Source organism: Streptomyces sp. NPDC043680 (assembly GCF_056436685.1).
The window spans coordinates 206,734-220,858 of the sequence record NZ_JBWKCE010000008.1; the positions used below are offsets into that span (position 1 = coordinate 206,734).

General features: G+C 70.7%; 11 protein-coding genes. 10 read left to right on the forward strand and 1 reads right to left on the reverse strand.

Features of this window, described 5'->3' with window-relative positions; translation table 11 throughout:
- Nucleotides 1–7 precede the first annotated feature (7 nt).
- Nucleotides 8–559: a HEAT repeat domain-containing protein gene (locus AC0666_RS18965; RefSeq protein WP_468968763.1), complete on the reverse strand. Its 552-nt coding sequence runs from the start codon at nt 557–559 to the stop codon at nt 8–10.
- Between the two features lie 426 nt (nt 560–985).
- Here AC0666_RS18965 and AC0666_RS18970 point away from each other — a divergent pair, with 426 nt between their 5' ends.
- From AC0666_RS18970 to AC0666_RS19015, 10 genes are all read left to right on the forward strand, one after another.
- A complete protein-coding gene (locus AC0666_RS18970) occupies nt 986–2,788 on the forward strand; it encodes a 3-hydroxyacyl-CoA dehydrogenase family protein (protein WP_478707962.1) in 1,803 nt (600 codons plus the stop codon).
- A gap of 175 nt (nt 2,789–2,963) precedes the next feature.
- The gene (locus tag AC0666_RS18975; RefSeq protein WP_468968757.1) at nt 2,964–3,791 is read left to right on the forward strand and encodes a TetR family transcriptional regulator; all 828 of its coding nucleotides are present in this window, start codon (nt 2,964–2,966) and stop codon (nt 3,789–3,791) included.
- 396 nt (nt 3,792–4,187) lie between these two features.
- Entirely contained in the window at nt 4,188–5,525 is a 1,338-nt protein-coding gene (gene ccrA / locus AC0666_RS18980; protein ID WP_468968754.1) for a crotonyl-CoA carboxylase/reductase, read from the forward strand.
- Nucleotides 5,526–5,556: 31 nt separating this feature from the next.
- Nucleotides 5,557–7,608, forward strand: coding sequence for a protein meaA (locus tag AC0666_RS18985; protein WP_468968751.1), 2,052 nt, complete (start codon nt 5,557–5,559; stop codon nt 7,606–7,608).
- On the forward strand, nt 7,605–8,579 hold the full coding sequence (locus AC0666_RS18990) for an HpcH/HpaI aldolase/citrate lyase family protein (protein ID WP_478707963.1): 975 nt from the start codon (nt 7,605–7,607) through the stop codon (nt 8,577–8,579). The genes AC0666_RS18985 and AC0666_RS18990 overlap by 4 nt, the downstream gene beginning before the upstream one ends.
- A gap of 4 nt (nt 8,580–8,583) precedes the next feature.
- Nucleotides 8,584–9,096, forward strand: coding sequence for a MaoC family dehydratase (locus AC0666_RS18995; RefSeq protein ID WP_356846341.1), 513 nt, complete (start codon nt 8,584–8,586; stop codon nt 9,094–9,096).
- A 2-nt stretch (nt 9,097–9,098) separates the two neighbouring features.
- Nucleotides 9,099–10,304: an acyl-CoA dehydrogenase family protein gene (locus AC0666_RS19000; RefSeq protein WP_356846342.1), complete on the forward strand. Its 1,206-nt coding sequence runs from the start codon at nt 9,099–9,101 to the stop codon at nt 10,302–10,304.
- 186 nt (nt 10,305–10,490) lie between these two features.
- Nucleotides 10,491–11,147 carry a phosphatidylserine decarboxylase gene (locus tag AC0666_RS19005; RefSeq protein ID WP_361711415.1) on the forward strand — a complete coding sequence of 219 codons (657 nt, stop codon included), beginning with the start codon at nt 10,491–10,493 and terminating at the stop codon, nt 11,145–11,147.
- A gap of 25 nt (nt 11,148–11,172) precedes the next feature.
- Nucleotides 11,173–11,994, forward strand: a complete 822-nt coding sequence (gene pssA, locus AC0666_RS19010; RefSeq protein WP_356846406.1) for a CDP-diacylglycerol--serine O-phosphatidyltransferase — start codon at nt 11,173–11,175, stop codon at nt 11,992–11,994.
- A 640-nt stretch (nt 11,995–12,634) separates the two neighbouring features.
- A complete protein-coding gene (locus AC0666_RS19015) occupies nt 12,635–14,116 on the forward strand; it encodes an AlkA N-terminal domain-containing protein (RefSeq protein ID WP_468968746.1) in 1,482 nt (493 codons plus the stop codon).
- Nucleotides 14,117–14,125: the final 9 nt, after the last annotated feature.

Consider the following 14,125-nt stretch of genomic DNA (forward strand, 5'->3'; position numbering starts at 1 on the left):
GATCTTGTCAGCCGAGCCCGCGCAGCGCGCCCGTCGCCGCCACCGCGAGCCGCGGATGGGACTGGGCGCGGGTGAGGACCTCGCGGGCGCGGGGGTCGGCCAGGGCTCCGAGTCCCTCCACGCAGGCCAGGGCGACGCGCCAGTACGGGTCGTTCGGCGCGAGCAGCCGCGACAGGGTCCGGATCAGCGCCGGGGCGGATTCCGGGGCCCGCAGGGCGGTGAGCAGGCGGACCGGCTGGAGGGCGTACGCGGTGCGCAGTTCGTTCGTCGCCAGGGCCGCCGCCGCCCGGGCCGTGCGCGGGTCCCCCAGCACCGCCAGCGCCTCCGCCGCGGCCGCACAGCGCGGTGGGTCCCGGTGGTTCAGCAGCAGCACCAGCGGTTCGAAGGCCCGCCGGTCCCCGGCCAGCCCCAGCCGGTAGGCGGCCAGTTCGCGGGCCCACAGGGGCCGGCCCGCCGAGGTCAGCGAGTCCGCCAGTGCATCCGGGTCCGCGGCGAGCAGCGCCTCGTACTCCGGCGATCCGACCGATTCCGTCCGCAGGCGCTCCAGCACGTCGTTCACGCCGCCACCCTAGGCGGACACCGCCGCCGCCACGCCGGGTTTCCCGCAGGCCCACCCCCCGCAGCGAGTGGTTGATCGATGATCGATGATCGGTACATTTGGGCGGTACAGGTCACATCTCCGCGCTCTGGCGCGCCAGTTACCGGCGGGTTACGCTCCCTCCAACGTACGAGGCCGGCCTGGTGACGCAGCCGCCCCGTACCAGTCGGTCCGGTACCTCAGGTACTCCTCGTGTTACGGCGCGGGCCCCGGGACAGGGTCCGCCGCTCTCCGCCCCGCCCGCTCTCCGGGCTTCTCATGCGGTCATTCCCGATGTCCGGATTCCGGTCCCCCGCCTTGCGGGTCCCCGGCTCCCCGGAGCCCCGGCCGCGCTCGTGCGCCGCGCGCCGCCCCTCAGTCGTCACCCTCATCCACTGGAGTCCCGCGATGGACCTTCCGTCCACGTCCAGTCAGTCCACCCTGCAGACCATCGCCGTCGTCGGCCTCGGCACGATGGGCACCGGCATCGCCGAGGTCCTCGCCCGGGCCGGCCGCGAGGTCATCGGCATCGACATCAGCGAGACCGCCGCCCGCCGCGCGAGCTCCGCGCTGGCGGCCACCACGGCCCGCGCGGTGACCCGCGAGCGCCTCACCGAGCAGGAGCGGGAGGGCGTCCTCGCCCGGTTCCGCACCTTCACCGAGCTGACCGCCGCCGCCGAGGCCGATCTCGTCATCGAGGTCGTCCCGGAGGACTACGAGCTCAAGCAGCGGCTGTTCCGGGAGCTCGACGCGATCGTGCGGCCCGACGCCATCCTGGCCACCGGCACGAACGCCCTGTCGGTGACCCGGCTCGCCGCCGAGTCCCAGCGCCCCGAGCGGGTCCTGGGCCTGCACTTCTTCAACCCGGCTCCGGCCATGAAGCTGGTCGAGGTCGTCTCCAGCGTCCTGACCGCCCCGCCGGCCGTCGAGGCGGTCACCGCGCTGGCCCGTGAGCTCGGCAAGGAGCCCGTCTCGGTCGGCGACCGCCCCGGTTTCGTGGCCGACGGCCTGCTCTTCGGCTACCTGAACCAGGCCGCCGCCATGTACGAGTCGAAGTACGCCTCCCGCGAGGACATCGACGCGGCCATGCGGCTCGGCTGCGGTCTGCCCATGGGCCCGCTCGCCCTGCTCGACCTGATCGGCGTCGACACCGCGCGCACCGTCCTGGAGGCCATGTACGCCTCCTCCGGCGACCGGCTGCACGCCCCCGCCCCGATCCTCGGGCACCTCGCCGAGGCGGGCCTGACCGGGCAGAAGTCCGGCCGCGGCTTCTACACGTACGCCGAGCCCGGCAGCTCCGCGATCGTGCGGGACGCGCAGACCCCGCTGGACGGGGCCCGGCTCGGCGAGGGCCGTCCGGTCTCCTCGGTCGGCGTGGCCGGTTCGGGCACCATGGCGAGCGGGATCGCCCAGGTCTTCGCGCAGGCGGGCTTCGACGTGGTGCTCGCCGCCCGCAGCCAGGAGAAGGCCGATGCGGCGAAGGCCGCGATCGGCACCTCCCTGGGCCGGGCGGTCTCCAAGGGCCGGCTGACGGAGGAGGACGCCGCCCGGACGCTGGCCCGGGTCACCCCGGCCGGCTCCCTGGAGGCCTTCGCCCAGGTGGACCTGGCCGTGGAGGCGGTGGCCGAGGACCTCGCGGTCAAGCAGGAGCTGTTCGCGGCCCTGGACAAGATCTGCAAGCCGGGCGCGGTGCTGGCCACCACGACCTCCTCGCTCCCGGTGATCGCCTGCGCCCGCGCGACCTCGCGCCCGCAGGACGTGATCGGCATGCACTTCTTCAACCCGGCGCCGGCCATGAAGCTGGTCGAGGTGGTCCGGACCGTCCTGACCTCCGACGACGTGCACGCGACGGTCCGCGAGATCTGCACGAAGGTGCGCAAGCACCCCGTCGACTGCGGCGACCGGGCCGGGTTCATCGTGAACGCGCTGCTGTTCCCGTACCTGAACAACGCCGTGAAGATGGTCGAGCAGCACTACGCGAGCCTCGACGACATCGACGCCGCGATGAAGCTGGGCGGCGGCTACCCGATGGGTCCCTTCGAGCTCCTGGACGTCGTCGGCCTGGATGTCTCGCTGGCCATCGAGAAGGTGCTCCACAAGGAGTTCCGCGACCCGGGCCTGGCCCCGTCCCCGCTGCTGGAGCACCTGGTGGCGGCGGGCTGCCTGGGCCGGAAGACCGGCCGCGGATTCCGTGAGTACGCCCGCCGGTAAGCCGCGTCCCGCCCCCGGGGCCTCTGAACCGGATGCGTGGGGAGGGCTGCTCGGGTCCGCCGGACCCTCACCGCGGACACACCCTCCCGAGCCCAGTGCGGGCTCTCCCCCGCATCCACCCCCGCCTCACCCCCCTCAGGCGCGCTCTCCCGGGCGAATGAAGTACTTTCGCTCTATGTCCCAGCCCGCCAAGACCCCACCCCGCACCACCACGGCGTCCGACAGCCCGGAAAGCGCGGCCGGCACCAAGGCGGCCGCGCAGCGCCTCAAGATGCGGCGCGAGCTCGCCGCCGCCGCGATGGAGCTGTTCGCGACCAAGGGGTACGAGGCGACGACGGTCGACGAGATCGCCGCGACCGCCGGGGTGGCCCGCCGGACCTTCTTCCGGCACTTCCGGTCCAAGGAAGAGGCGATCTTCCCGGACCACGACGACACCCTGACCAGGGCCGAGGCGGTCCTGGACGTGGCTCCGGCGCACGAGCACCCGCTCGACACCGTGTGCCGCGGGATCAAGGAAGTCATGAAGATGTACGCCGCCTCGCCGGCGGTGTCGGTGGAGCGCTACCGGTTGACCCGGGAGGTTCCGGCGCTGCGCGAGCGGGAGATCGCCTCGGTGGCCCGGTACGAGCGGCTGTTCACCCGCTACCTGCTGGCCCACTTCGACGAGCACGAGCCCCACGACGGCAACGACGACCCGCTGCTGGCCGAGGTGGCCGCGTCGGCGGTGGTCACCGCGCACAACCACGTGCTGCGGCGCTGGCTGCGGGCGGGCGGCCAGGGGGATGTGGAGGCCCAGCTCGACCACGCCTTCGCGATCGTGCGCAAGACGTTCGGCACCGGGATCGGCGCGGGCCGCTCCCTGAGCGGTCCGCCGGCCGCGGCACCGACGGCGCCCGCGGAGGTGCGTACGCAGGGCGAGGTGCTGGTGGCGGTGGCCCGGACGGACGCTCCACTGGACGAGGTCATGCGCACCATCGAAGAGGCACTGAAGAACAAGCCGTAGTCATCCGCGTCACAGCGGCCGCTCCCTCACCGGGGGCGGCCGCTTTCGTTTGTCCGACTTGCCCCTACTCGCGGGTAACTCTGATCGATCATCGCTCATCTGCGCAGGTCAGTAGGCAAATGAGAGAAAGTTTTGGCACGCGGTGCCTTGCTGAGTGACACGGGGTGCCATACGTTGAATCTCGTCCGGATGTCCCCGCGGTCCCGCCCACTCGGCACGGACCGCGCCCCGGACGCCTGCGTCACCAGGCACCGCAAGCGCCCCACCACAGGCGTCGAGCAGCACCACCGCTTCGCCGAACCGACGGCCCACGCACCACGCACCACCCCCACCCGTACCACGCAGCCGCGTATCCCCTCAGCGCACCCTCATCAGCGCTTAGCCGGAGGCAACACCGTGAAGGACATCCTGGACGCGATCCAGTCGCAGGCCGCTACGGCCGCCGACTTCGCGGCCCTGCCGCTCCCCGACTCGTACCGCGCGGTCACCGTGCACAAGGACGAGGCGGAGATGTTCGCCGGGCTCACGACGCGCGAGAAGGACCCGCGCAAGTCCCTGCACCTCGACCAGGTCCCGCTGCCGGAGCTCGGTCCGGGCGAGGCACTGGTGGCCGTCATGGCCTCCTCGGTCAACTACAACTCCGTGTGGACCTCGATCTTCGAGCCGGTGTCCACCTTCAGCTTCCTGGAGCGCTACGGGCGCCTGTCGGAGCTCACCAAGCGCCACGACCTGCCGTACCACATCATCGGCTCCGACCTCGCGGGCGTCGTGCTGCGCACCGGCCCCGGCGTGAACGCCTGGAAGCCGGGCGACGAGGTCGTCGCGCACTGCCTGTCGGTCGAGCTGGAGTCCTCGGACGGCCACAACGACACCATGCTCGACCCCGAGCAGCGCATCTGGGGCTTCGAGACCAACTTCGGCGGCCTGGCGGAAATCGCCCTGGTCAAGTCGAACCAGCTGATGCCGAAGCCGGACCACCTCAGCTGGGAGGAGGCCGCCTCCCCCGGCCTGGTCAACTCCACCGCCTACCGCCAGCTGGTCTCCCGCAACGGCGCCGGCATGAAGCAGGGCGACAACGTCCTGATCTGGGGCGCGAGCGGCGGACTCGGCTCCTACGCCACCCAGTTCGCCCTGGCCGGCGGCGCCAACCCGATCTGCGTGGTCTCCAGCCCCGAGAAGGCGGACATCTGCCGCGCGATGGGCGCGGAGGCGGTCATCGACCGCAACGCCGAGGGCTACAAGTTCTGGAAGGACGAGCACACCCAGGACCCGAAGGAGTGGAAGCGCTTCGGCAAGCGCATCCGCGAGCTGACCGGCGGCGAGGACATCGACATCGTCTTCGAGCACCCCGGCCGCGAGACCTTCGGCGCGAGCGTCTACGTCACCCGCAAGGGCGGCACCATCACCACCTGCGCCTCGACCTCGGGCTACATGCACGAGTACGACAACCGCTACCTGTGGATGTCCCTCAAGCGGATCATCGGCTCGCACTTCGCGAACTACCGCGAGGCGTGGGAGGCCAACCGCCTCATCGCCAAGGGCAAGATCCACCCCACCCTGTCGAAGGTCTACTCGCTGGAGGAGACCGGTCAGGCCGCGTACGACGTCCACCGCAACCTCCACCAGGGCAAGGTCGGCGTCCTCGCGCTGGCCCCCGAGGAGGGCCTGGGCGTGCGCGACCACGAGATGCGCGCGAAGCACCTCGACGCCATCAACCGCTTCCGGAACATCTGAGACCGTTCAAGGGCCAAAGGGACAGCCTGAGATGACAGAGCGCCAGAAAGACCGTCCGTGGCTCATGCGGACGTACGCCGGCCACTCCACGGCCGAGGCGTCCAACGAGCTGTACCGCCGCAACCTCGCCAAGGGCCAGACCGGCCTGTCGGTCGCGTTCGACCTGCCGACGCAGACCGGCTACGACCCCGACCACATCCTCGCCCGCGGCGAGGTGGGCCGGGTCGGGGTCCCGGTCTCCCATCTGGGCGACATGCGGCGGCTGTTCCAGGACATCCCCCTGGAGCAGATGAACACCTCGATGACGATCAATGCCACCGCCATGTGGCTGCTGGCGCTCTACCAGGTGGCCGCCGAGGAGCAGGGCGCGGACATATCCAAGCTCCAGGGCACCACCCAGAACGACATCGTCAAGGAGTACCTCTCGCGCGGGACGCACGTCTTCCCGCCCGGGCCCTCGCTCCGCCTGACGACGGACATGATCGCCTACACGGTCAACCACATCCCGAAGTGGAACCCGATCAACATCTGCTCGTACCACCTCCAGGAGGCGGGGGCCACCCCGGTCCAGGAGATCTCGTACGCGATGTCGACGGCGATCGCCGTGCTGGACTCGGTGCGCGACTCCGGGCAGGTTCCGGAGGACCGTTTCGGCGAGGTGGTCGCCCGTATCTCCTTCTTCGTGAACGCGGGCGTCCGCTTCATCGAGGAGATGTGCAAGATGCGCGCCTTCGGGCGGATCTGGGACAAGGTCACCCGCGAGCGCTACGGCATCGAGGACGCCAAGCAGCGCCGCTTCCGGTACGGCGTCCAGGTCAACTCCCTGGGCCTGACCGAGGCGCAGCCGGAGAACAACGTCCAGCGGATCGTGCTGGAGATGCTCGCGGTCACCCTGTCCAAGGACGCCCGGGCCCGCGCCGTGCAGCTGCCCGCCTGGAACGAGGCGCTGGGCCTGCCCCGGCCCTGGGACCAGCAGTGGTCGCTGCGCATCCAGCAGGTCCTCGCGCACGAGAGCGACCTGCTGGAGTACGAGGACATCTTCGCCGGCTCCCACGTCATCGAGGCCAAAGTCGACTCCCTGGTCGCCGACTGCCTGGCCGAGATCGACCGGATCCAGGAGATGGGCGGCGCGATGGCCGCCGTCGAGTCCGGGTACCTGAAGTCCCAGCTCGTCTCCTCGCACGCCGAGCGCCGCGCCCGGATCGAGGCGGGCGAGGACAAGATCGTCGGGGTGAACTGCTTCCAGCAGACCGAGGAGAACCCGCTCACCGCCGACCTGGACACCGCGATCATGACGGTGGACGGTGCGGTCGAGGCGCTCACCGTCGAGCGCATCGCCCGCTGGCGGGCCGAGCGGCAGGAGGCCTCGGAGCGGCAGGGCGGCGGCGACCCGTTCGTCTTCCCCACCGTCGGGCAGGCCCTGGACCGGCTGAAGGAGGCCGCGGCCGGGACCGAGAACCTGATGGAGGCCACCTTGGAGTGCGCCCGGGCCGGTGTCACCACCGGCGAATGGGCGAGCGCGCTGCGCGAGGTGTTCGGCGAGTTCCGCGCCCCGACCGGGGTCTCCTCGGCCCCGGTGGCCGTCACCGCCGAGGAGGGCACCCCGATGGCCCTGGTCCGCGAGAAGGTCGCCCGTACGGCCGAGGAGCTGGGCAGCGGCCGGCTGCGGCTGCTGGTCGGCAAGCCCGGCCTGGACGGGCACTCCAACGGCGCCGAGCAGATCGCCGTGCGGGCCCGCGACGCCGGCTTCGAGGTGGTCTACCAGGGCATCCGGCTCACGCCCGAGGAGATCTCCGCGGCGGCGCTGGCCGAGGACGTGCACTGCGTGGGACTGTCCATCCTGTCCGGCTCGCACAGCGCGCTCGTCCCCGACGTGCTGGAACGGCTGCGGGCGGCGGGGGCGGGTGACATCCCCGTCGTGCTCGGCGGCATCATTCCCCAGGCCGACGCCGTGGCGCTGAAGGCGGCCGGAGTCGCCGCCGTGTTCACCCCCAAAGACTTCGGTATCACGGAGATCATCGGCCGTATCGTCGACGAGATCCGGAAAGCGAACAAGCTCGACCCTCTGGAGGTCCCCGCATGACCACGCCCTCTGCGCCGGTGAACCGGCTGCGTCCGCGCCGCTCCTGCCTCGCGGTGCCGGGTTCCAACCCGCGCTTCCTGGAGAAGGCCCAGGTCCTGCCGGCCGACCAGGTCTTCCTCGACCTGGAGGACGCCTGCGCCCCCCTCGCCAAGGAGGGCGCCCGGCACACGATCGTGGACGCGCTGAACAACGGCGACTGGACCGGCAAGACCCGGGTCGTGCGCGTCAACGACTGGACCACCCACTGGACGTACCGCGATGTCATCACGGTCGTCGAGGGCGCGGGCCAGAACCTCGACTGCATCATGCTGCCGAAGGTCCAGGACGCCCAGCAGGTCGTGGCGCTGGACCTGCTGCTGACCCAGATCGAGAAGACGATGGGCTTCGAGGTCGGCAAGATCGGCATCGAGGCGCAGATCGAGAACGCCAAGGGCCTGGTGAACGTCGACGAGATCGCCGCCGCCTCGCCCCGGCTGGAGACCATCATCTTCGGCCCGGCCGACTTCATGGCCTCCATCAACATGAAGTCCCTGGTCGTGGGCATGCAGCCGCCCGGCTACCCGGCGGACGCCTACCACTACATCCTGATGCGGATCCTGATGGCGGCCCGCATGCACAACCTCCAGGCGATCGACGGACCCTTCCTCCAGATCCGCGACGTGGACGCGTACCGCGAGGTCGCCGGGCGCGCGGCGGCCCTGGGCTTCGACGGCAAGTGGGTGCTGCACCCCGGCCAGGTCGAGGCGGCCAACGAGGTCTTCTCCCCCTCGCAGGAGGACTACGACCACGCCGAGCTGATCCTGGACGCGTACGACTGGTGCACCTCCGAGGCCGGCGGCAAGAAGGGCTCGGCGATGCTCGGCGACGAGATGATCGACGAGGCCAGCCGCAAGATGGCCCTGGTCATCGCGGGCAAGGGCCGCGCCGCCGGCATGCAGCGCACCACCAAGTTCGAGATCCCGGAGGCGTAGGGCCATGCAGTTCGGACGCACGTACGAAGAGTTCGAGGTCGGGGCGGTCTACAAGCACTGGCCCGGAAAGACGGTCACCGAGTACGACGACCACCTCTTCTGTCTGCTGACCATGAACCACCACCCGCTCCACATGGACAGCAACTACGCCGAGAACACGACCGACTTCGGCAAGAACGTGGTCGTGGGCAACTACATCTACTCGCTGCTGCTGGGCATGTCGGTGCCCGACGTCTCCGGGAAGGCCATCGCCAACCTGGAGATCGAGTCCCTGCGGCACGTGGCGCCGACCTTCCACGGCGACACCATCTACGGAGAGACCACGGTCCTCGACAAGACGCCGTCGAAGTCGAAGGACGACCGCGGGATCGTCTACGTCGAGACCAAGGGCTACAAGCAGGACGGCACCCTCGTCTGCGTCTTCCGGCGCAAGGTGATGGTCCCGACCGAGACGTACATCAAGGAGCGCGGCGGCGAGCAGCCCGGCCGCCCCCAGCTGAAGGAACAGGGGAAGTAGCCATGGCCCGACTCGCCCAGACCGCCGGGCTCAACGACGTCCAGCGGGAGATCCTCAAGACCGTCCGGGAGTTCGTCGACAAGGAGATCATCCCGGTCGCGACCGAGCTGGAGCACCGCGACGAGTACCCGCAGCAGATCGTCGACGGCCTCAAGGAGCTCGGCCTCTTCGGGCTGATGATCCCGGAGGAGTACGGCGGCCTGGGTGAGTCGCTGCTCACCTACGCACTGTGCGTGGAGGAGATAGCGCGCGGCTGGATGTCCGTCTCGGGCATCATCAACACCCACTTCATCGTGGCGTACATGCTCAAGCAGCACGGCACGCAGGAGCAGAAGGACCACTTCCTGCCGCGCATGGCGCTGGGCGAGGTCCGCGGCGCGTTCTCGATGTCCGAGCCGGGGCTGGGCTCCGATGTGTCGGCCATCACGTCCAAGGCGGTGAAGGACGGGGACGAGTACGTCCTGAACGGCCAGAAGATGTGGCTGACGAACGGCGGCAGCTCCACGCTGGTGGCCGTCCTCGTGCGAAGTGATGAAGGACACCCCGAGGGCACGGCGCCCCACAAGTCGATGACGACCTTCCTCGTCGAGAAGGAGCCGGGCTTCGGTGAGGTCCGTCCGGGCCTGACCATCCCCGGCAAGATCGACAAGATGGGCTACAAGGGGGTCGACACCACCGAGCTCATCATGGACGGACTGCGCATTCCGGCCAATCGGGTGCTCGGAGGCCAGACCGGCCGAGGGTTTTACCAAATGATGGACGGTGTCGAGGTCGGCCGCGTCAACGTGGCGGCGCGTGGCTGTGGCGTCGCTCAGCGTGCTTTCGAGCTCGGTGTCTCTTATGCCCAGCAACGTCACACTTTCGGCAAGGCGATCGCCGAGCACCAGGCCATCCAGTTCAAGCTGGCCGAGATGGCTACCAAGGTCGAGGCCGCCCATGCAATGATGGTGAACGCAGCACGCAAAAAGGACTCTGGGGAACGAAACGACCTCGAAGCGGGGATGGCGAAGTACCTCGCCTCCGAGTACTGCAAAGAGGTGGTGGAGGACGCCTTCCGCATCCACGGCGGCTACGGATTCTCGAAGGAGTACGAGATCGAGCGCCTGTACCGCGAGGCCCCCATGCTGCTGATCGGTGAAGGTACTGCCGAGATCCAGAAAATGATCATCGGGCGACGCCTGCTTGAGGAGTACCGACTCCAGGGCTGAAAGTCCCTTTTGCGGCGAATCCTCCGTGGGTTCGCCGCAAAAGTGTCACTTGCAGTCACTGGCCGACGGCCATCGACTCGGCTTCTGGCTTGCCCAGTTGTTGCGCGCAACCGATAGCATTCCAGTAAAGCCGCCGTCCCGTCCCCCTGTTTGCGGCGCGGCAATCACCCGCTACGAAGGTCATCCATGCCCCACAGCCAAACCTCTGCACCTCGCGTCGGCATCCTCGGTGGACGTCTCGCACGCGGAGCATCGCCGTGGCTTCTGCCGACCGTCGCCACCGCGGCGCTCAGCCTCACCCGGGCCCGCAAGTCCGGACGCTGGGCCGCGGCGGCCGTGCCCGCCACCGCGCTCGCCGCGGGCATGCTGTGGTTCTTCCGCGACCCCGAGCGTGAGATCGCCCAGGGTCGTGTCATCTCCCCCGCCGACGGCGTGGTGCAGAGCATCATGCCGTGGAAGGACGGGCGCACCCGCGTCGCGATCTTCATGAGCCCGCTGAACGTCCACGTCAACCGCGCGCCCCTCGCGGGCACGGTGACGTCCGTGGAGCACATCCCCGGCGGCTTCGTCCCGGCGTTCAACAAGGAGAGCGAGAACAACGAGCGCGTTGTCTGGCACTTCGACACCGAGCTCGGCGACATTGAGATGGTGCAGATCGCCGGCGCCGTCGCGCGTCGCATCGTCCCGTACCTGCCGGCCGGTACCAAGGTGGAGCAGGGTGAACGCATCGGTCTGATCCGCTTCGGCTCCCGCGTCGACATCTACCTCCCGGAGGGCGTCGAGGTTGCGGTCGAGGTCGGGCAGGCCACCACCGCGGGGGTGACCCGAATTGACCGTGACTGACCCTGAGACCCCGGCCACAGGCTGGATCCCGGAGGCCGCGGAGGAAGAGTCCGCAGAAGACGACATGCCGCTGTCCCTGCGGCTGTCGATAGCGGACACGCTCACCCTCGGCAACGCCACCTGCGGATTCATGGCGGTGTACTTCACCACCACCGGAATCCTCATCCCGCACCTCACCGGCAGCGGCGAGTCCGGCATGGCCCGGCACAGCGCGGCGACCGCGGTGATACTGATGCTGCTCGCGGCGGTCTTCGACCTCTTCGACGGCATCGTGGCCCGCAAGCTGCGCAGCTCGCCGATGGGCGCGGAGCTGGACAACCTGTCCGACCTGATCAGCTTCGGGCTGGCGCCCGCGTACTTCGTGCTGGTGTACGGCATGGTCGCGGACGACGCACACCAGAAGATGTCGGCGCTGGCGGCGATCGTGGTGCTGCTGGCGGTGGTCCTGCGCCTGGCGAGATTCAGCTGCGTGACGATGAAGGACGGCATGTTCCAGGGCATGCCGAGCCCCTTCGGGGCCTTGACGGTCGTGTCGATCGTCCTGCTGGAGCTGCCGTTCGTGCCGACGCTGCTGGCGATCATCGGGGTGGCGTGGCTGATGGTGAGCCGGGTCGAGTACCCGAAGCCGCGGGGTGTCCTCGCGGTGGCGATGCTCAGCTGGATCGTCGGGGCGATGGGGCTGCTGGCGGCGTGGGCGTTCGACGCGCCGGGCGGGCAGCTGCTGCTGCAGACGGGATGCGCGCTGCAGATCGCTCTCGCGGCGACGATCCCGCTGTTCGCGACGACCCGCCGTGCGAACACGTTCCGCCACAACCGGCGTGAGGCCCGGGCGGCCCAGCTCCCGTAACGCCGACGCCGACCGCTGCTCGTCATGAAGGGCCCCCGGTGCCACTGGCACCGGGGGCCCTTTGCTGCCGGGGGCGCTGCCGCGGGCGGGCTTGGCCGGGGCGCTGCCGCGGAGGCGGTGCCGTTTGGGCGGGCGTGGCCCGGGCGGGCGCGGCCGGAGGCGGTGCCGTTGGGAGCGGGCGCGGCCCGGGCGGGCGCGGCCGGAGGCGGTGGCTTCGAAGCGGGGGCGGGGACGGGCGCGGGGTGGGGTGTCGTCCGGGGCTCATGATTTATGGCGCCCGATCGGGACCACGATGGCGATCCGGATCCGGCGCCAACAAATCACGTTCTACGCCCCGGACAACACCCCCCCCACCCGCCCCCGCCCTGGGACCTCCCCCCGGCTCGCGCCGTCACTCCCCCGGCATTGACCCCCGCCCAACCCGCCAAGTCCAACCCCCGCCAGCCATTCCAGCCCCGCCGGCGTTTGGGGCGCGGGGGGTCGGGGCCCCAGGGGGCGTCGCCGTGCCCGGGGGACCCGGCGGGGCACTCCGGCCGCGTCGGCGATCGAGGCGATGGGACGGGGGCGGGACCGGGCAGGGCTTAGGCTTGGTGTCGGAAAATCGCCAGCTTCGCCGGGGCGGGGCCAGGATGCTGGAGCCATGTACACCGACACCGACCGCTGCGTCAGGGCAGTGCAGTCGAAGGACGCCCGTTTCGACGGATGGTTCTTCACCGCCGTCCTGACCACCCGGATCTACTGCCGGCCCAGCTGCCCCGCCGTGCCCCCGAAGGTCGAGAACATGACCTTCCTGCCCAGCGCCGCCGCCTGCCAGCAGGCCGGGTTCCGGGCCTGCAAGCGGTGCCGGCCCGACACCTCCCCCGGTTCCCCCGAGTGGAACGCCCGCGCCGACGCCGTGGCACGCGCCATGCGGCTCATCCAGGACGGTGTCGTGGACCGCGAGGGCGTGCCGGGGCTCGCGGCACGGCTCGGGTACTCCGCCCGCCAGGTCGAACGGCAGCTCAACGCCGAGCTCGGCGCCGGGCCCCTCGCGCTCGCCCGGGCCCAGCGGGCGCAGACGGCCCGGCTCCTCATCGAGACTTCCGAGCTCCCCATGGGCGACATCGCCTTCGCCGCCGGGTTCTCCTCCATCCGGACCTTCAACGACACCGTGCGCGAGGTGTTCGCCCTCGCGCCGAGCGAGCTGCGGAGCAGGGCCGGGAAGGCCGGCCGGCAGAAGCCCCGGATTCCCGGGACGATCAGCCTGCGGCTGCCCTACCGGGCCCCGCTCAACCCCGACAACCTCTTCGGCCACCTCGCCGCGACCGCCGTGCCCGGGGTCGAGGAGTGGCGGGCCGGGGCGTACCGGCGGACGCTGAGGCTCCCGCACGGCACCGGTGTCGTCGCGTTGAGCCCGCAGCCCGGCCACATCGGCTGCCAGCTCGCCCTCACCGACCTGCGCGACCTCACCATCGCCATCAGCCGGTGCCGCTGGATGCTCGACCTCGACGCGGACCCCGAGGCCGTCGACGACCAGCTGCGCGCCGACCCCCTGCTGGCACCGCTCGTGGACAAGGCCCCGGGGCGCCGGGTGCCGCGTACCGTCGACGCCGCGGAGTTCGCGGTACGGGCGGTCCTCGGCCAGCAGGTGTCCACCGCCGCGGCCCGTACGCACGCCGCCCGGCTGGTCACCGCGTACGGCGAACCGGTGGCCGACCCCGACCCGGACGGGGGGCTGACCCACCTCTTCCCCTCCCCGCAGACCCTCGCCGGGCTGGACCCCGAGGCGCTGGCCCTGCCCCGCAGCCGGCGCACCACCCTCACCACCCTCGTGGCGGCGCTGGCCGACGGTTCGCTCGCCCTTGGCATCGACAGCGACTGGGAGGCGGCCCGCGCGCAGCTGAACGCCCTGCCGGGCTTCGGCCCGTGGACCACCGAGGTGATCGCGATGCGGGCGCTGGGCGACCCGGACGCCTTCCTCCCGTCGGACCTCGGCGTCCGCCGGGCCGCCGCCGGGCTCGGGCTGCCGTCCACGCCCGCGGCGCTCACCGCCCGGGCGGCCGAGTGGCGGCCCTGGCGCGCGTACGCCGTCCAGTACCTGTGGGCCACCGACACCCACCCCATCAACCACCTGCCCGTCTGAGGAGTACGC